Origin of the sequence: Thiohalocapsa halophila (assembly GCF_016583825.1) — a bacterium.
In the GTDB taxonomy this organism is placed as follows: Bacteria; Pseudomonadota; Gammaproteobacteria; order Chromatiales; family Chromatiaceae; genus Thiohalocapsa; species Thiohalocapsa halophila.
In genome coordinates this window covers 68,174-85,443 of sequence record NZ_NRRV01000021.1, presented here as the reverse complement: position 1 = coordinate 85,443, position 17,270 = coordinate 68,174, and the positions used below count along the sequence as shown (strand labels likewise).

General features: G+C 66.5%; 15 protein-coding genes. 7 read left to right on the top strand and 8 right to left on the bottom strand.

All coding sequences use genetic code 11. From position 1 onward, the window contains the following. Together CKO31_RS10540 and pstS (CKO31_RS10535) are read right to left on the bottom strand one after the other, a co-directional pair. The coding region (locus tag CKO31_RS10540; protein WP_200236832.1) for a transcription-repair coupling factor at positions 1-2,713 on the bottom strand (2,713 nt) is incomplete at its 3' end. Beyond that, entirely contained in the window at positions 2,710-3,813 is a 1,104-nt protein-coding gene (gene pstS, locus CKO31_RS10535) for a phosphate ABC transporter substrate-binding protein PstS (protein WP_200236829.1), read from the bottom strand. The genes CKO31_RS10540 and pstS (CKO31_RS10535), both read right to left, overlap by 4 nt. A gap of 236 nt (positions 3,814-4,049) precedes the next feature. Here pstS (CKO31_RS10535) and CKO31_RS27210 point away from each other — a divergent pair, with 236 nt between their 5' ends. Further along, positions 4,050-4,181, top strand: a complete 132-nt coding sequence (locus CKO31_RS27210) for a hypothetical protein (RefSeq protein WP_274607730.1) — start codon at positions 4,050-4,052, stop codon at positions 4,179-4,181. A 67-nt stretch (positions 4,182-4,248) separates the two neighbouring features. On the opposite strand, the gene CKO31_RS10530 is transcribed toward CKO31_RS27210, so the two are convergent. Together CKO31_RS10530 and CKO31_RS10525 are read right to left on the bottom strand one after the other, a co-directional pair. Further along, the gene (locus CKO31_RS10530; RefSeq protein WP_200236827.1) at positions 4,249-4,866 is read right to left on the bottom strand and encodes a YceI family protein; all 618 of its coding nucleotides are present in this window, start codon (positions 4,864-4,866) and stop codon (positions 4,249-4,251) included. A gap of 63 nt (positions 4,867-4,929) precedes the next feature. Then, a complete protein-coding gene (locus CKO31_RS10525) occupies positions 4,930-5,529 on the bottom strand; it encodes a cytochrome b (RefSeq protein ID WP_200236825.1) in 600 nt (199 codons plus the stop codon). Between the two features lie 462 nt (positions 5,530-5,991). Here CKO31_RS10525 and pstS (CKO31_RS10520) point away from each other — a divergent pair, with 462 nt between their 5' ends. The 6 genes from pstS (CKO31_RS10520) (at position 5,992) to CKO31_RS10495 (ending at position 12,104) form a co-directional block, all read left to right on the top strand. Next, entirely contained in the window at positions 5,992-7,062 is a 1,071-nt protein-coding gene (gene pstS / locus CKO31_RS10520) for a phosphate ABC transporter substrate-binding protein PstS (RefSeq protein ID WP_200236822.1), read from the top strand. Between the two features lie 365 nt (positions 7,063-7,427). Further along, on the top strand, positions 7,428-8,405 hold the full coding sequence (gene pstC, locus CKO31_RS10515) for a phosphate ABC transporter permease subunit PstC (RefSeq protein ID WP_200236820.1): 978 nt from the start codon (positions 7,428-7,430) through the stop codon (positions 8,403-8,405). Further along, positions 8,402-9,319, top strand: a complete 918-nt coding sequence (gene pstA / locus CKO31_RS10510) for a phosphate ABC transporter permease PstA (RefSeq protein WP_200236817.1) — start codon at positions 8,402-8,404, stop codon at positions 9,317-9,319. The genes pstC and pstA overlap by 4 nt, the downstream gene beginning before the upstream one ends. Positions 9,320-9,342: 23 nt before the next feature. Continuing rightward, entirely contained in the window at positions 9,343-10,185 is an 843-nt protein-coding gene (gene pstB / locus CKO31_RS10505; RefSeq protein ID WP_200236814.1) for a phosphate ABC transporter ATP-binding protein PstB, read from the top strand. Between the two features lie 41 nt (positions 10,186-10,226). After that, complete coding sequence (gene pstS / locus CKO31_RS10500) at positions 10,227-11,327, top strand: phosphate ABC transporter substrate-binding protein PstS (RefSeq protein WP_200236813.1); 1,101 nt, start codon at positions 10,227-10,229, stop codon at positions 11,325-11,327. Positions 11,328-11,444: 117 nt separating this feature from the next. After that, positions 11,445-12,104: a hypothetical protein gene (locus tag CKO31_RS10495; RefSeq protein ID WP_200236810.1), complete on the top strand. Its 660-nt coding sequence runs from the start codon at positions 11,445-11,447 to the stop codon at positions 12,102-12,104. A gap of 56 nt (positions 12,105-12,160) precedes the next feature. Here CKO31_RS10495 and CKO31_RS10490 read toward each other — a convergent pair whose 3' ends face one another. From CKO31_RS10490 to CKO31_RS10475, 4 genes are all read right to left on the bottom strand, one after another. Next, positions 12,161-12,601: a hypothetical protein gene (locus CKO31_RS10490; RefSeq protein WP_200236808.1), complete on the bottom strand. Its 441-nt coding sequence runs from the start codon at positions 12,599-12,601 to the stop codon at positions 12,161-12,163. 1,068 nt (positions 12,602-13,669) lie between these two features. After that, the gene (gene pstS, locus CKO31_RS10485) at positions 13,670-14,725 is read right to left on the bottom strand and encodes a phosphate ABC transporter substrate-binding protein PstS (protein WP_200236806.1); all 1,056 of its coding nucleotides are present in this window, start codon (positions 14,723-14,725) and stop codon (positions 13,670-13,672) included. 364 nt (positions 14,726-15,089) lie between these two features. Further along, positions 15,090-15,275 carry a hypothetical protein gene (locus CKO31_RS10480; protein ID WP_200236804.1) on the bottom strand — a complete coding sequence of 62 codons (186 nt, stop codon included), beginning with the start codon at positions 15,273-15,275 and terminating at the stop codon, positions 15,090-15,092. Between the two features lie 100 nt (positions 15,276-15,375). Continuing rightward, positions 15,376-17,217, bottom strand: coding sequence for a cyclic nucleotide-binding domain-containing protein (locus tag CKO31_RS10475; protein WP_200236801.1), 1,842 nt, complete (start codon positions 17,215-17,217; stop codon positions 15,376-15,378). Positions 17,218-17,270 lie beyond the last annotated feature (53 nt).

Below are 17,270 nucleotides of genomic sequence, written 5' to 3'. Positions count from 1 at the left end.
CGTTGAAGCGGCGGTGATAGAAGTCCCGCATGACGCGCTCCAGGTCCTTCTCGCGCATCTGGCCGTGGGCGAATTCCACCCGTGCGCTTGGCGCCAGGGCTTCCACCTTCTGCGCCATGTTCTCGATGGTCTCCACCTCGTTGTGCAGGAAGTAGACCTGGCCGCCGCGGGCGATCTCGCGCTGGCAGGCCTCCTGGATGAGCCCGTCGTTCCAGGGCGAGACGAAGGTCTTGATGGGGTGGCGCTCCACCGGCGGCGTGGCGATGATGGAGAGATCGCGCATGCCGGACATGGCCATGTTGAGCGTGCGCGGGATGGGCGTGGCGGTGAGCGTCAGCACATCCACCTCGGCGCGCAGGTTCTTGAGCTGCTCCTTGTGGCGCACGCCGAAGCGGTGCTCCTCGTCAATGATGGCGAGCCCCAAGTTCTTGAACCTGCTGTTGCCCTGGAGCAGCTTGTGGGTGCCGACGACGATGTCCACGGTGCCGGCGGCGATGCCGTCCTGCACCGCCTTGGTCTCTTTTTGGTTCTGAAAGCGCGACAGGCTCTCGACCTTGATGGGCCAGTCGGCGAACCTGTCCGCAAAATTCTGATAGTGCTGCTGGGCCAAGAGCGTGGTCGGCACCAGCACCGCCACCTGCTTGCCGGCGCTGACTGCCACAAAGGCCGCGCGCATGGCCACCTCGGTCTTGCCGAAGCCGACATCGCCGCAGACCACTCGGTCCATGGGCTTCGCCTTGGCCATGTCTTCCATGATGGCCTCGATGGCGCGCTGCTGGTCCGGCGTCTCCTCGAACTCGAAGGCGCTCGAGAAGGCGGCATACTCGGTACCCGGGTCCGGGAAGGCGACCCCCTGACGGGCGGCGCGGCGGGCGTAGATATCTAGCAGTTCTGCGGCCACGTCGTGGGCCTTCTCGGCCGCCTTGCGCTTGATCTTGTCCCATTGGTCGCTGCCGAGCCGATGCAGCGGGGCGTTCTCCGGGGCCGCTCCCGTGTAGCGGGAGATCAGGTGCAGGGAGCTCACGGGTACATAGAGCTTGTCGCCCTTGGCGTATTCCAGCGCCAGAAACTCCGTCTTCTCGCCGCCCACCGCCAGGCTCTGCAGGCCGATGAAGCGCCCGACGCCGTGCTCCTCATGTACGACGGGCGCGCCCTCGTGCAGCTCCGTGAGGTTGCGCACCACGGCCTCGCCGTCGCGGGCCTTCTGCTTGCGCCGGCGCTCCTGGCGCACTCGCTCGCCGTAGAGCTGGGTCTCGGTGACAATGGCGAGGCTGCCGTCGGCAGCTGGATGGGCTAGGGGCGGCGCCGAGGGAAGCAGCAAAGGCTGCTCCAGCGGCGCCACCGTGATGCCGAGGTCCATACGGCCGTCGGCGAAGGCCTGCCAGCTCTCCACCGGCTGGGGCTGGATGCGAAAACCGTGCAGGCTCTCCAGCAGCAGCTCCCGGCGGCCGGTGCTCTCGGCGATGAAGAGCGTGCGCTGCCCGGGCCTCTCCAGAAAGGCCTGCAGGGCCGCCGCCGGGCGCTCTGCACGGGCGTGGATGGCCAGCGCCGGCGGCGTCGCAGTGGCGAAGTTGTGCACCGCGGCATAGCCCTTGCGCCGGTCCGGCACCTCCGGCGACTGCCAGCACACGCCGGGCCGGGCGTTCAGACGCGCGGCGAGATCGTCGCGGCCCAGGTAGAGATCGCGGGGCGGCAGCAGCGGGCGCTCGGCGTCGTGGCGGCGCTGCTCGTAGCGCTCGCCGATGCGCGCGAGGGCGTCCTCGGCGGCGTCGCGCACGTCGGCGTGCTCGAAGACCAGGGCGTCGTCCGGCAAATAGTCGAAGAGCGTGGCGGTCTCCTCGAAGAACAGCGGCAGGTAGTACTCGATGCCGCCGGGCATGCGGCCCTCGGAGACCTCCCGGTAGATGATGCTCGCCTTGGGGTCGGCATCGATGGCCGCGCGCCAGCGCTGGCGGAAGGCGCTGATGGCATCCTCGTCGGTGGGGTACTCCCGCGCCGGCAGCACGCGCACGCGCTCGAGCTTTTCCAGGGAGCGCTGGCTGTCCGGGTCGAAGGTGCGGATGGACTCCACCTCATCGTCGAACAGGTCGATGCGCAGCGGCTGCTGGCTGCCCATGGGAAAGACGTCCAGCAGGGCGCCGCGCACGGCAAACTCGCCGTGGGCAATGACCTGCGAGACGCACTGATAGCCGGAGCGGGTGAGCCGCTCGCGCGTGGCGTTCAGGTCCAGGCGGTCGCCGACGGCCAGCACCAGGGCATGGCCGTCCACGAACGCCCGCGGCGGCAGACGCTGCAACAGCGTGCCCACGGGCACCACCAGTACGCCGCGGCCGAGGCCGGGCAGGCGATGGAGGGCGAGGAGCCGCTCCGAGACCAGCTCCGGCAGCGGCGAGAAGACGTCGTAGGGCAGGGTCTCCCAGTCCGGGAAGGTCAGCACCGGGATGTCCTGTCCCGCTACCCCGTCTGCTGCCGGCTCGCGCAGGAAGAAGCCGAGCTCCTCTCGCAGCTGCGCCGCCGCGGGCATGTCGGCCACCGCAGCGAGAATGGGGCGCTGCGCCTGCCGGGCGGCGTTCGCAATGGCCAGTGCGCCGGCGGCGCCGTAGAGCCGACCCCACAGCAGGCGCTCGCCGGCGGCCGCCGGCAGCGGGGGTGCGAGGGGCGATGCCGATGAGGTCTCGGTGAGCCTCTCGGACGCGACGGCGGACAGGCTCATTGGATGGCTCCCGCAGCGTCGCGGACACGGCTCAGCACGGCGTCCGGCAGCGGCACATAGCCGAGACCGGGAGCCTGTTCTTGGGCGGCGTCGCTGACGCAGTAGTCGATGAGGTCGTGGACGGCGGCGGCGCGCTCGCCCGTGTAGCCGGTGGCGTAGAAGAGCATGAAGGTCATGGCGGTGATGGGATAGGCGTTGTCGGCGCCCGGGTCGCGGTCCTGGGCGCGCAGGTCCGGGGCGCCGCCGGGCAGCTCGGCATCCGGGAAGGGCACGGCGGCGAGGGCGGCGGCGCCGGTCTCCGGGCCGGCGGTGACGAAGCGCCTGGACTTGTTCTCCAGCAGTGCCACCTGCCGCCAGCCCGCGAGCTTGGCGTAGCCGTCGTCCAGATAGCCGATGGCGCCGGGTGTGCGGGCGATTGCGGCGGCGACCCCGTCGTTGAGGGATGCACGGATGAAGCCGGCGTCTGCCGGCCAATCGGGCGCTCGGGCGCGGCCGATGTCGCGGCGAAAGTCGGCGTCGACGGCGCTCAAATGGGCGGTGAGCACGTCCGTCGCGCGGGCCGGATCGGCGCGCACGACCACGACGATGTCCTGCGGGGGCAATAGCATGCCGGGGTTGGCGGCGGCGATTTCCGGGTCGCTCCAGCTGCTGACGGCACCGGAAAATATTCGGGGATAGACGGACCGCGGCAGCCGCAGTCCCTCGACGCCGGGCAGGTTATAGGCCAGCACCACACTGCCGGCGGTCATCGGCAGCGCGACGACGCCGCGCTCGATGGTCTCGGCCTCATCGTCGTCGTCGATGGAACGGTCCGAGCCCGCGAAGTCGACCTCGCCCGCGACGAGCGCCCGGACACCGGCATCGCTGCTGGTGGCGGCATAGTCCACGCGTGCACCGGTACTGTTGTAGGTCGCGCGGACGGCGGGGTCGCGTGCAAACTGCTTGAGCCAGGTGGCATACAGCGGGAAGGGGAAGCTGGCCCCGGCGCCTGCGAGGCGCGGCTCTGCGGCGACCGCGCCGACGCCCGCGCAGAAGGCAGCGGCGCCTGCGAGCACGGCGGCCCGCAGCAGTGACGTATGCGTGTGTTTGCGCTCATGCATGGCGTCTGCCCGCCCTGATCCGCCCCGTTCGGCCCCATCGCGCGACGCCGCAGGCCGCCGGATCTGGTGCGAGGGTTAAGCCCATCATTGTGGCACAGCGATGGGCCGCCGGCAGGGCTTGCGCGGCGTGCCAGGGGCAGCCGCGTGCAGGCGGTCGGCGATACGCCGTGCAGGGTTTCGCAGGGCGAGGATAATGGCGGCGTTATCGCCTTTCCCAAAGCCCGGAGGAGATCGAAATGCTGAACATCCTGTTTTGGACCGCAGTGGGTATCGTCATCGGCTGGAACCTGCCGCAGCCCACCTGGGCGAAGGAGCTCCAGGACCGCGTGGTGAGCATGTTCAAATCGCTGACCGGCAAGGGGGGCTGAAAGGCACCGTAAGCCGGTGCGCGCTGCGCGCTCTGCCGCGCAGCGGCTACGGATGCCGAGCCGGCCCTCAGCCGTCCTGGCGGATGCCCTCCACCGAGAGGATCATTTCCACATCGGTGGAGGCCGGGCCCAAGTCGTAGTCGATGCCGAAGTCCTTCAGTGGAAAGCTCGTGCTGCCCTCGAAGCCGCGGCGATAACCACCCCAAGGGTCGGGGCCGGCGCCGATCTCCTCCACCTCGAGGGTGACGGGCTTGGTGATGCCCCGCAGCGTCAGGTCGCCGGTGACGGTGCCGGTGCCGTCTTCGTGCCAGGTCACTGCGGTGCTCGCGAAGCCGGCCTCCGGATATTGGTCGACGTCCAGGAAGTCTTCGCCGCGCAGGTGCTTGTCGCGCTCGGCGTGGTTCGAGTCCAGACTCGCGGGGTCGATGTCTACCTGGATGCTGGAGTTGTCCGGATCATCGGTGTCGTAGGTGAAGCTGCCGCCGAAGTCGTTGAAGCGCCCGTAGAGCCAGCTATAGCCCAGGTGCTGGATGCGGAACTGGATGAAGGCGTGAGCGCCCTCGGTGTCGATGACGTATTTCTCCACTTCGGCCGCGGCGGTGGTCGGCAGCAGGCCGGCGGCGGCGATGGCGGCAGCGACGGCCAGGCTCCCGACGGCGGTGCTCGAGGTGCGCAAAATGGTCATGGTGGATGTCTCCGGTCGGTTGGGGTTATACGCGGGCCCGCTCGCGGCGGGCGCCTTTGGTGCTCAGGAGTCCAGCGGCGGCGCCGGCGCCCGGCGGCCGCGCGGGCTGCGTGCCGGGTCGCGGCCCAGCATCCGCAGCAGTGTGGGATCGCGGTCGATGACGTGGTGCTTCAGCGCCGCCAGCGCATGCAGGCCCGCCAGCGACACCAGGCTGATGGCGAGGTAGAGGTGCACCTTGCCGGCGATGTCCGCCTGCCCGGGCAGGTCGCTGATCAGGGCGGGCACTTGGAAGACGCCGAGCACGTCGACGGGGCGGCCGTCGGCGGTGGAGATCAAGTAACCGCTCAGCATCACCGCAAACAGCAGCGCATACAGCAGGACATGGGCCGTTGCCGCGGCACGGCGCTCCAGCGTCGAGTGACTGGCGACGGGGGCGGGGCGCGGCCCCCGCGTGCGCCAGCCGAGCCGCAGCGCGACGACGATAAACAGCAGCACGCCGACGGCCTTATGGATGGCGGGTGCGCTGCGGTACCAGTCGTCGTAGTAGGTGAGCTCCACCATCCAGAGGCCGAGGGCGAACAGGCCGACCACGGTGATGGCCACGAGCCAGTGAAGGGTAACGGCCAGGAGCCCGTAGCTGTCTTGAGTATTGCTGAGCCGCATGCTCGCGCTCTCCTGATTGGCAATGTCCTCAAGATAACGCCAGCTGCGATCATGCCCAACGCCGCCGGGCACAAAAGAGCCTTGCGGCGGCTGCAAAGGAAGCAATGGACAGCGCGTCCCGGTCCGCGCACGATGTCGGCGATTGCTGCACAGAAGGCACGCAAGCCGTGATCCCGTCATCAAAAATTCACGAACTCGCCGCATCGCGTCGTCACAATACGCGGCGCGCTCCGACCCCGGAGTCACGTCTCAGGCAGTTGTCGATGCCTGTTGGTTCGTGGCTCGGCGTCTGGGGCGCCGGGGCCATGAACAGGCCCGATTGCGGTTGCCGCATTACCTGTGGTCGGGACCTCCAGCCCGGCTCGGGTGGCGCACAGAACGTCCGGGCATCCTCCCCGGCAGGCCGCGGCCGACAGGGCGCCGCGTCCTGAGCTCACCACGACTCACGGAGCACTCAGAGCCATGAATTACACGCATCTTATGAAGACGGCGGCCCTGGCGGGCGCCATCGCGACGCTGGGCGTCTCCGCCTCGGCGCAGGCCGACGTCAAGCTGAACGGGTCCGGCGCCAGCTTTCCGTTCCCGATTTACTCAGCCTGGTTCAAGCAGTTCTCCACCGACAAGAAGGTCAAGGAGGAATTCAACCCCACAGGTGCCCGGGTCGACTACCAGGCCAAGGGCAGTGGCGCCGGCATCAAGGACCTGCAAGAGGGTGCTGTGGACTTCGCCGGCTCCGACGCGGCGATGAGCGACGAGGAGATCAAGGTCGTCAACGAGAAGCAAGGCAAGGACGTGGTCCTGCTGCCCATGACCGCGGGCGAGGTCGTGCTGGCCTACAACCTGAAGGGTGTCGACGAGCTGAAGCTGCCGCGCGACGTCTACCCGAAGATTTTCTCCGGCGAGATTACCAACTGGAGCGAGATCGATTCGGATCTGCCGGATGAGAAGATCACCGTGGTTGTCCGCTCCGACTCCTCCGGCACGAGCTATGTGTTCACCGGTCACCTGAGCGAAATCTATCCGGGGTTCAAGGATGTGGGTCATTCCAAGTCGCCGAACTGGCCGAGCCAGGCCAACTTCATCAAGGCGCCGAAGAACGACGGCATCATGGCGCAGGTGAAGCAGAACGAGGGCACCATCGGCTATGTCGAGTACGGCTACGCCAAGCTCACCGGGCACAAGCAGGTCGCCGAGCTGGAGAACAAGGCCGGGAATTTCGTTGCGCCCGGTCCTGAGTCCGGTGCTGCGGCCATCGCCAGCGCCGAGTTCCCCGAGGGCACGCTGCCCGGCGGCGCTCCCGACTTGCGTGCCTGGGTCTATGATCCGGCAGGCGAGAACGCCTACCCCATCGCATCCATGACCTGGCTGCTGTTCTACACGGACTATGAGGACGACAAGCTCGAGGTGATCCAGAACCTGCTCAACTACACCACGAGCGAGGCCGCGCAGGGTCAAGCGGATGGACTCGGCTATGTGCCGCTGCCCGATGACGTGATCGAGCAGGTGCGGGAAGCCGCCAAGGTCATCCAGTAAGCCGAAAGCCACCGGGCTCGGGGCGCCGGCCGGCACCAGCCATGCCGATCGGCTTCCCGAGCCCGTGTCTTTGCCTGCGGCCCGGGCCTTGGCCCGGGGGCCGCAGTCCGTTGAACGAGCCGGCGCAAGCTCGCCGCCCGGCATCAGGCGCCGCGCATCCCGGTCGGTGACCGTCGGGCAGACCGCCGGGTGTCATGGAGACAAGGGCAGTCACGCCGGCCTAGAATCCACGCCCGGCATGGCGGGGTTTTGGGCTTATCGCCGACGCCATCGCGGGGGACGACGATTGAGTCGGCCTCTCAATCACGATCTTAGGCCCGGACAGCTCCTCGGATCACAGCCAGGCAGACGATCAGGTAACGACCATGGCGACCAACCCCTTCCAAAAAGCGGACTCGGCCAGCTCCATCACACGGCCGCCGAGCGGCGGCGAGCGTGGCACAGACTCCGTCTTCCGCGGCATCGCGTACGCCTGTGCCGGCATCATCGTGTTGCTGGTAATCGCGATTCTCTGGGAGCTCGGCAAGCAGGCGCTGCCGGCGATGAGCGAGTATGGACTCGGCTTCTGGTATGGCACCACCTGGGATGTCAACAAAGAGGTCTTTGGTGTCCTGCCAGAGATCTGGGGCACCCTTTACAGCTCGCTGCTGGCTTTGCTGCTGGGCGGCGTCTTCGGTATCGCCATCGCCATCTTCCTGACGCAGGACTTCATTCATCAGAAGCTCGCGCTGGTGTTCCGCACCATTGTCGAGCTGCTGGCGGCCATACCGTCAGTCGTGTACGGCTTGTGGGGCATCTATGTGCTGATCCCTGTCATCCGGCCGGTGGCGGACTGGCTGCACACGAACCTGGGCTGGTTTCCGCTCTTCGGAACGGATCTGAGCGGTCCGGGTCTGGCACCGGCGGCCTTGGTGCTGGCCATCATGATCCTGCCCACGGTGGCGGCGATCTCGGTGGACGCCTTCCGGCGGATTCCCTACAAAGTCAAAGAGGCCGCTTACGGCATGGGTACCACCAAGTGGGAGGCCATTCTCAAGGTCATGCTGCCGACCGCCTCCAGCGGCATCCTCGCCGCATTGGTGCTGGGCTTCGGCCGGGCGCTGGGCGAGACCATGGCGCTGGCCATGCTCATCGGTAACGCCAACCAGATCAGCCTGTCCCTGTTCGCGCCGGCCAACACGCTCGCATCGCTGCTCGCGTCGAGCTTCCCGGAGGCGGGCGCCGTCGAGGTGCAGGCGCTCATGTATGCGGCCCTGGTGCTGCTGCTCATCACCTTTATCGTCAATGTCGCCGGCCTCGCCGTGCAGCAGTACACCGTGCGCAAGTTCGAGGGCAAGCAATGAGCAACGACGTCGATCTCACGGCGGCCGGCGACGAGACCTTCGCGCGGCCGAACCTCCAGCGCCAGCTCTGGGAAGGGCGGGCGATCAAGAACAACGTCCTGACCGTGCTCACCTGGATCATCGCCATCCTGGCGTCGGTGCCGCTGATCTCGGTGATCTATATGCTGGTGATGCGCGGCGGCACCCGGCTCTTCGGTGTCGACTTCGTCGAGGTGATGACGGCGCTGCCGCCGGCGGGCTTCGAGATGGGCGGCGGTATCGGCCCGGCCATTGTCGGCACCCTGGCCATGGTGGCCATCGCCACGGTCATCTCGGTGCCCTTCGGCATCATGGCCGCCATTTACCTCGCGATTCTCGGTCCCACCAGCAAGCTGGCGACCACGTCCCGCTTCCTGGCCAAGGTGTTGACCGGCTTCCCGTCGATCCTCGCCGGTGTCTTTGTCTACGCGGTGCTGGTGGTGAACTTCGGCTACTCGCCCTGGGCCGGCGGCGTGGCGCTCTCGGTGCTGATGCTGCCGACGGTGGTGCTCGCCGCCGAGGAGGCCATCAAGCAGGTACCCCAGCGCATGAAGGACGCCGCGTTCGGCATCGGCTGCACCCGTACCCAGGTGATCTGGAAGGTCGTCCTGCCCACGGGCCTGCCCGGCATCATGACGGGCGTGATGCTCGCCATCGCCGGTGCCGCCGGCGAATCGGCGCCGCTGCTGTTTACGGCCTTGTTCAGCAACTACTTCCTGGAATCGCTGTCGCCGGTGAATAACCCGACCGCCTCCCTGTCGATCCTCATCTACAACTTCTCGGGCATGCCCTTCGAAAACCAGATCGAGCTCGCCTGGACGGCGTCGCTGGTGCTGGTGCTCATCGTGCTCGTGTTCAACATTCTGGCCCGGTTTTTCGGTCAGTCCAAGGTCTAAGCCAGCTATCTGAGGTAACCGGCATGAACGCTGTAGCCGCATCCGACGTCGCGCAAACGTCCGAATTCATCGCCGAGCCCTACCAGCCCGAGGGCCCGACCGTCATCGACTGCGATGTCAAAAAGATCTTCTACGGTGACTTCCTCGCCGTGCGCGACAGCGTCGTGCCTGTCGAGAAGCACAAGATCACCGCCTTCATCGGCCCCTCCGGCTGCGGCAAGTCCACGGTGCTGCGCAGCCTGAACCGGATGAACGACCTCATCCCGGTGTTCCGCTTCGAGGGCAACGTCATCTACCACGGCCAGGACATCTACGCGAGCAACGTGGACCCGGTGGTGGTGCGCCGCTACATCGGCATGGTGTTCCAGCAGCCGAACCCCTTCTCCATGAGCATTTACGACAACGTCGCCTTCGGCCTCAAGCTGAACAAATTCAGGGGCGACTACGACGAGAAAGTGCAGACCGCCCTGGAGCGCGCCGCGCTGTGGAAGGAGGTCAAGGACAAGCTCAAGAACAGCGGGCTCAGTCTCTCCGGCGGTCAGCAGCAGCGCCTGTGCATCGCCCGCGCCATCGCCACCGAGCCGGACGTGCTGCTGATGGACGAGCCCTGCTCGGCGCTCGATCCTATCGCCACACGCCAAGTGGAGGAGCTGATGCTGGAGCTGCGCGAGCGCTTCACCGTCGGTCTGGTCACGCACAACATGCAGCAGGCCACCCGCGTCGGCGACACCACGGCCTTCTTCTCCGTGGACATCTCCAAGAGCGGCCGCACCGGTTATCTGGTGGAGATGGGCCCCACCCGCCAGGTCTTCGACGACCCGAAAGAGGACCTGACTAAGGAGTACGTGCGCGGCGAGTTCAGTTGATGCGTCTCTGTCATCCGCTTCATCAGCCGAGGAGAACGGTCATGCAAAGCCTTCGAAGGTTCGTGCGAACGCTGGTGGCGGCCGGTGCGGCGGCAGTGCTCGTCGCCTGCTCCGGCGGCGACAGCAGCGACGGGGAAGCCCAGATGGCAGATGGCGGCGATCTGGTGATTCGCGGTGCCGGGGCCACCTTCCCGAAGCCGCTTTATGACAAATGGATCGACATCTACGGGGCGCAGACCCCGGGTGTCGCCTTCCAATACGCCGGCGTCGGCAGCGGCAAGGGCATCGCGATGTTTCTGGCGGGCAAGGACCCGGCCGGGGAGGTCTTCGGCGGCGCCGAGATCGACTTCGGCGCCAGTGATGCGGCCATGTCCGATGCCGACCTGGACGAGGTCGGTGAGCGCGGCGCCGTGATGGTGCCCATGACCGGCGGCATGGTGGTGCTCGCCTACAACCTGCCGGGCGTGGAAGATCTGACCCTCTCCCGCGAAGCCATCGAAGGGATCTTCAGCGGTGACATCAAGAATTGGCGGGACGAGCGGATCGCCGCCACCAACCCGGATCTCGACCTGCCGAAGCGGACCATCACGCCGGTGGTGCGCCGCGACAGCAGCGGCACCACCTTCATCATCACCAGCCACCTCGCGGAGGCCTTTCCAGCCTGGCGCGACGGGCCCGGCGCCGGCAAGCAGATCGATTGGCCCGGGGGCTCGATGGCAGTCAATTACAATGAGGGCGTCGCCCAGCGGGTGAAGGTCACCGAGGGCGGTATCGGTTACATGGAGTACCAGTTCGCCAAGCGCCTGGGCCTGCCGATGGCGACCTTGCAGAACAAGGCCGGTGACTACGTTGAGCCGACGGCCGCCGCCGGCAGCGCCGGCTTGGGCGCCGCCCCCGAGGTGCCGGACGATCTGCGGGTGTTCGTACCTGACCCGCCCGGTGCCGAGGCCTATCCCATCGTGGGCTACACTTGGCTACTGCTCTATCAACAGTATCCGGATGCGGAGCGCCGGGTCGCGCTGAAGGACGCCATTCTCTGGGGCCTCACGGAGGGGCAGCCCATCGCCGAGGAAATGGGGTATATTCCGCTGCCCGGGGATATGGTGCGGCTGGCCCGGGCGAAGGTCGACGCCATCCAATGATCTCGCCGCCGCGGGGCCTCCGCCCCGCGGCACCGCCGCAGGCAGTTAGCGCTGCTTGACTGCTGCCAGTCGCGGCAGGCCTCGCCGCCTTATCCGCTGTGTTCGTATTCGGAGCCAATGGCCAAGGCGCCGCGTCTCAATCTGCCGGCTATCGAAGAGTCGCTGCGCGCCGTGCAGCATGACTTCGAGCACATTAATCGGCAGTTGGAGACCCGCCGCGATCCACTGTCGGACGCCGTCATCGAGCACATGATGCTTGGCTATGCGGAGGTGGATGCGCTTCTTGCGGAACGTACCGACCCCTTTGAGCTCGGTAATTCCGGGGCGCTGTTGGCCCTCAACTTTTTGGTCATCTGTGGCACAGATCGTCGGCTCCGCGGCGAATGCGCGGCAGCGCTCACCGCCACCGAGGAGCGCTTCTATGCCAAGGGTGACGGCGGGTTCGAGTCTCTGGCGGAGTATCTGGCGCTGCTCGACGGCGAAACCATCTGGCGGCGGGCGGCGGGCGCCTACATCCATGTACTGAGTGAGCCGCAGCTCTACATCGAAGGCAATCACCGCACAGGCGCGCTCATCATGAGCTGGATGCTCGCCCACGCAGGCAAACCACCCTTCGTGCTGAGCGTGAACAACGCCAAGGCCTATTTCGACCCCTCCAGCGTCGCCAAGGACACCCGCAAGCACAGCCTGCGCATGCTGTTGACCCGCCCCAAGCTGCTCAAAAGTTTTGCCGCCCTGCTCAAGGACGGGGCGGAGAAGACGCACCTGCTCTTGTGATACCGAGCTCGGCCCGCGCCGGGCTTGTGCCTACCCAGGGCATCAGCTCGGGCGCCTCAGGCAAGGCGGCGCTGCACCAACTCACCCAGGTCCTGCTCCACACGCTGCCAGGCGGCATGCCGGCCGCACTCCTGGCCCTTCATGGCGCGCCGCGCCTGCCAGTCCTTGTAGACGGACCACGCCGGCGAATCGCGCCCCAGCCGCTCCATGACGAAGGGCTTTTGGTACGGGATGCAGCGGGGACCGAAGCGCGGATCGTTGTCCACCCAGCGCTCGGCGTGTGTCTGCGCCGACGGCTGGGCATAGGCGATATGCACGACCACCGCATCCGGCTTCTCGCACCAATAGGGATCCAGCCAGACCACTGCGACGCCCTTCGGGGTCTCGGCGAGGAACACCTCCGCCACGTAGTGGGTCTCCAGCTGCAATGGCTTCCGGGGGTTCGGGATGCGAACTTGTAGTGGAAGGAGCTGCTTGATGGCCTGGGTGAAATCCATGCGAGATTGATGACGATTAGATGACGACGGTATGCTAGCGTACCGCTGCGGCAAGGGGAAGCGGGCTTTGCGATATGGCTGGGCGATCGAGCTTGACAAAGGTGGCGGTCCAGGACGTGACAGAACAAGGCCGATAGGAGTTCGGCAATGCCTCCACCAAGCGGCTCGGGAGATAGCGCTGCGCCGCTTGACTTGAGCGACACAGGGGTCGCCGATGTAGTCTCAGCCCCGCGCCGGCTCGTCGATGTAGCTTTAAGGTCATGTGCCGTTAATAAGCTGGTCAACCAAGACGCGTATCTTGGCTTGGGGGCTCGCTACCTCCCTCGGCCCTCACGGCTCAACCACCTGGTTGCTCGTGTATAGTGCGTAAGCTCGCCCGTACCTTGATGCGGGCGTTTTTTTGAGGCCTTTCCCCGCGTGGATGTGCCAAGATCTCGGCCCGCGGCGCGTCACGGAGCAGCTGCACCAGTGCGGCGAAAGTGAGCGCCTGCACTCGCTCTGGTTCGTCCTAGGGCAGAGCTCAGCATTCCGCTGGGAGTAGGTATTGAGCGGTTGGCACTGGCAGGAAGGCGCTAACATATCGATCGCGTCATCGGGCCATCCTTGGGCCATCCGTGTGCCGCGAGCATCCCCGGCTTTCGAAGCTGGCCGGGTTTTACCGTACGTGAAACAGATTCAGCGCAATACGCTGTGATTGCGCTCTGCGATGGGTGCCAATGATGAATACAAGACCCACCGTGAACAAGCCGGAAGCGGGCTTGCGCCCTTGGACGAGTCTAGAGCCGGAGGAGCAGACTCAACTCCGGGTCGCCTTCGGCCGCTATCTCGACACCCTCCCGCCGACATGTTCTCTGTCGACGAAAGTTGAGCGTTTCCGCAGTTGGCTTCGGGGGCACGGGGTTGATTACCAAGATTCCCTTTGAAGCCTTCTGTTTCTGGCCGTTGGCACTCAAGATCCTCGATCTTGGGCGGGGATACATCGAAGAAAGATCCTGATCAGCAACCGACATCGGCGCAGTTTCCAATACACGACGATGTCAGTGGTCCGAACGGCCGCGACTGATCCCGCTAGTCGAGTTGTTGCCGTACGTACTCGATGACGGGCTCGGGGAAGCGCACATAGCCGAGCTGCTCGGCGACCGCCTGGCCCGGGCCCATGGCGTAGTCGATGAGATCCTTGAGCGCCGGCAGCTTGGCCGGGTCCTCGTACGCGTCGCGAAGCATCAGCCAGGAGACCGCAACGATGGGATAGGCCTCTTCGCCCGTCGGATCCGTCGCATTGGGGACGCCCGGGTTGGTCATTATCGAGGTCAGGGCGGCGTTGAAGGCGGCGTTACCCGGGGCAACCACGTTGCCGGCGCGGTTCTCCAGCGCCGCCATCGCGATGCCGGGCAGCAATCCCCAGGCATACTGGACATAGCCGATGCTGCCGGGGACCGCCCGGACGGTGGCTGCGACGCCGCCGTTGCCGGGGGAGCGGACCAATCCAGCCCGATCCTTCAGTGCATCCGGCCAGTCCGGTTTCATGTTGGTGCCGACGGCTGCCGCGAACTCTGGGCTGAGGGCGCTCAGGTGGCGGGTGAACTTGTAGCTGGTGCCACTGGCATCGGCGCGTGCCACGACGACGATGGGCATGTCCGGCAGGCCCGCATCCGGGTTGGTGGCCGCGATGGCCGGATCGTTCCAGTTGGCGACCGTGCCGGAGAAGATACCCACCAGGGCCTCGCGGCTCAGCGTCAGTGCCGGAACGTTTTCCAGGTTGTACACGACTACGATGGCGCCGGCCGCCATGGGCAGCTGGTGCACGCCGCCCGGCACTTGTGCGGCTTCCTTGTCGCTGAGCTTGAGGTCGGAGCCCGCGAAGTCGACACGGCCACCAATCAAGTCCTTCACCCCGCCCGCGCTGCCAATGCTTTGGTAGTCCACCATGACGTTCGGATGGGCCAGGTAGTAGTCCCGGAACCAGCGCAGATACAGCGGCGCGGGGAAACTGGCACCGGTGCCCAGGAGTCTGAGCGCGTCTTGGTCCTCTTCGTCGGCCTGCGCAGTGGCGATCAGGCCAAACAGCGATGCGGAAATGAGCAAATGGCACAGCCAGGCCAGCGTGCGACGGGCATGGGTCATGTTTTAGTCCTCGGGTCCAAAGCGGTGATGGGAAAGCGCGACGGATGCCGGGGCACCGGCGGCCCTATCGAGGTCTCCGTCGCTGCCCCGGCGGGGGAGTCTATGGCCCGTATCCGCCGCCGTGCCACCGCAAACCCGTCATGCAATCGTCATTGTCTCGTCATGTCCCGCGGATCGAGTGAAACCCAAGCCGGGCCGGGGCAGTGCCTGGCCGCCGATCTCCAGCACCAGGTAGCCTACGACAGCGATTACCACGGAAGCGCAGCCCGGGCGACGCTCTGCCTCAGCGTGGACGCATGGGGAGGCCGGCGCTCGGAGCGCCGACAGCAGGCGACTACACTCGCGCACCTCGTACAGCCGATCCTCAGTCGTCGCCGTTGTCCGGCGCCCCTTCTTCAATCAGTGCTGTCATCTTGCGGTAGAGTCGCTCGATAAGCTCCTCCTGGAACTCGATCATCCAGACGACGTTCGGGTTCTGGGCCGCCTCGGAGGCGATGTCTGCCGCCATCTCCATGATCGATAGGCGGTCTTCGATGTCCAGCTTACTCATGGCTCAACCTCTGTGCAGTAAAAAGACCCGCAGCTGAGCGGGCGTCGGTCGAATCACGCAAACGTGCTGCGCGTGGGCGCAGCCGCGCGCAGCGGCAGGGTTAGGCGGCGCCCGACAGCAGTACCGCCAGCAAGAAGCCCGCGAGCGTCGAGAGCCCAATGATGCCGCCGCCGCGCTGGTACGCCTCCGGGAGCATGGTCTCAGCCACAACGGTGAGCATGGCCCCGGCGGCAAAGCCCTCGATGACCCCATAGGCTGCGCCGGGCGCGTGAGCCATGGTGGCGGCGCCGAAGCTGGCGACGAGTCCGGTCATCATCATCAGCCCAAACCACATGGCCAGGATGCGCCCGGTGCGGAAGCCTTGCGCGCGCATGCCGGCGGCGCTGGACAGCGCCTCGGGAAAATTGCTGATGAAGATGCTGCCAAGCAGGGCCAGGCTCACTGTCCCCCCGCCAATGGCGCCGGCGCCGACCACCAGCGCCTCCGGCACACCGTCCAGTAGTACGCCCAGGAGGATCGCGATGGCAGCGCTGCTGTGCTTGCCGAGGTCGCGCTTGATCTCCGCCAGCGATGGTGCAAGCTGGCCGCGCTCCATGCGCTGTACGGCGTGGTCCAGCCAGTGTGCGGCGCGCTTGGCATCCAGGTCCTGCTTGCGGGTCAGATAGTCGGCGACACCGGCGCCGCGCAGGTAGGTGGCCAGGGCGCGCCGAAGCTGCGGGCGCTCCAGCAGTAAGTCGTCAAAGTTCTTGCGTCGCAGCACCAGCACCTCGCAATCCTCGCCCGCAACAGCTGTCACCGTGTGCTCGCCCTCGGTGAAGAACGAGTAACGACCAAAGACCTCGCCCGGGTGTATCTGGATCGGCCGCCGGGACGGGTCATCGGGGTCCAGCAGCGCCACCTTGCCGCTGCGCAGCAGGTAGAGCCGCTGCCCCGGCTCACCGATATGAAAGAAGGTATGCCCAGCGGGCGCGCGCTTGAGCACCAGCCGCTCGGCAATGGCTGCCCGCTCCGCCTCCGGCAACTGTGCGAAGAAACTGCTGCGTCCGGCGCGGCCCAGCTCCTGCGCCAGCTGCGCGGGAGGGGGCCGGCTCACGGCCCGCGGCGCCAGCGGTGGCTCGAAGCGACCCGTCGAAACCACCTCTGCCGCCGCGCGCGCCGCCCAGTCGGTCACTGCCTCGCGGCTCATGCCCTGGCGTTGGTGCAGGAACTCCGTCACTTCCTCGTCCTGGAGTCGCTTGGCCAAATGCTCCCATAGGCTCGGATGCTCCTCGATGAGCTCGAAGAAAGGGCGACGCGGCACGATCAGCAGCCGCGAGCGCTCCCTCGTGACCGTCTCCGTGGCGCGCGGTGTGCCGGTGAGAAAGCTTAGGCGTCCGAATAGGCTCTTCGGCCCGAGGTGCTCAAGCACTTTCCCGTGCTGCTCCGGGTCCAACAGATCCACAGCGCCGGACTCAACGATGTAGAGGTTCTCCGCCGGGTCGCCGGGGCGGTACAGCGTGAGTCCCGCAGGGACCTCGCGCACCAGGATTTCCGGTAACAGCGCCTCCAGCTGCGTAGGCGGAAAGGCCGCCAGCAGCCTGGAGCGCTTCAGCCCGGCTAGCGTGGCGTGCAGGTGCGTGCGGGCCTTGTGCTTCCAGTAATTGATGGCGGTGGACGGCTTACGTAGATAGCCGCCGCCTCTGTTCACCAGGGCATTCAGCGCCTTGAACACGACGCCGCCGAGCACCGCTCCGAGCGTCATGGCCCAGATGTGGCCATCCTCCACGGCCCCCGCCACCAGCTCCACCGCTAGTGCAGCGATGAGTGCCCCGCTGCCAAAGGCCAGGAAGAAGGCCATGGGCCGGTCGCCCGGACGCCAATACACACCGAGCAAGGCGCCCAGCGGCAAGGACGAGGCGCTGAGGAGGCCGAGCAGCAAAGCGATAACCAAGGGGTTGTCCATCTGGTCGACCTCAGGCGCATCCGCCTACCGTCTTCACGCGTTATTGGGGGACA

Coding starts and splice junctions, on each gene's coding strand:
- pstS (WP_200236822.1), top strand. CDS start 5,992: ATGAATTACACGCATCTTATGAAGACGGCGGCCCTGGCGGGCGCCATC.
- CKO31_RS10495 (WP_200236810.1), top strand. CDS start 11,445: ATGGCCAAGGCGCCGCGTCTCAATCTGCCGGCTATCGAAGAGTCGCTG.
- CKO31_RS27210 (WP_274607730.1), top strand. CDS start 4,050: ATGCTGAACATCCTGTTTTGGACCGCAGTGGGTATCGTCATCGGCTGG.
- CKO31_RS10530 (WP_200236827.1), bottom strand. CDS start 4,866: ATGACCATTTTGCGCACCTCGAGCACCGCCGTCGGGAGCCTGGCCGTC.
- pstA (WP_200236817.1), top strand. CDS start 8,402: ATGAGCAACGACGTCGATCTCACGGCGGCCGGCGACGAGACCTTCGCG.
- CKO31_RS10490 (WP_200236808.1), bottom strand. CDS start 12,601: ATGGATTTCACCCAGGCCATCAAGCAGCTCCTTCCACTACAAGTTCGC.
- CKO31_RS10480 (WP_200236804.1), bottom strand. CDS start 15,275: ATGAGTAAGCTGGACATCGAAGACCGCCTATCGATCATGGAGATGGCG.
- pstS (WP_200236813.1), top strand. CDS start 10,227: ATGCAAAGCCTTCGAAGGTTCGTGCGAACGCTGGTGGCGGCCGGTGCG.
- pstC (WP_200236820.1), top strand. CDS start 7,428: ATGGCGACCAACCCCTTCCAAAAAGCGGACTCGGCCAGCTCCATCACA.
- pstB (WP_200236814.1), top strand. CDS start 9,343: ATGAACGCTGTAGCCGCATCCGACGTCGCGCAAACGTCCGAATTCATC.
- CKO31_RS10475 (WP_200236801.1), bottom strand. CDS start 17,217: ATGGACAACCCCTTGGTTATCGCTTTGCTGCTCGGCCTCCTCAGCGCC.
- CKO31_RS10525 (WP_200236825.1), bottom strand. CDS start 5,529: ATGCGGCTCAGCAATACTCAAGACAGCTACGGGCTCCTGGCCGTTACC.
- pstS (WP_200236829.1), bottom strand. CDS start 3,813: ATGCATGAGCGCAAACACACGCATACGTCACTGCTGCGGGCCGCCGTG.
- pstS (WP_200236806.1), bottom strand. CDS start 14,725: ATGACCCATGCCCGTCGCACGCTGGCCTGGCTGTGCCATTTGCTCATT.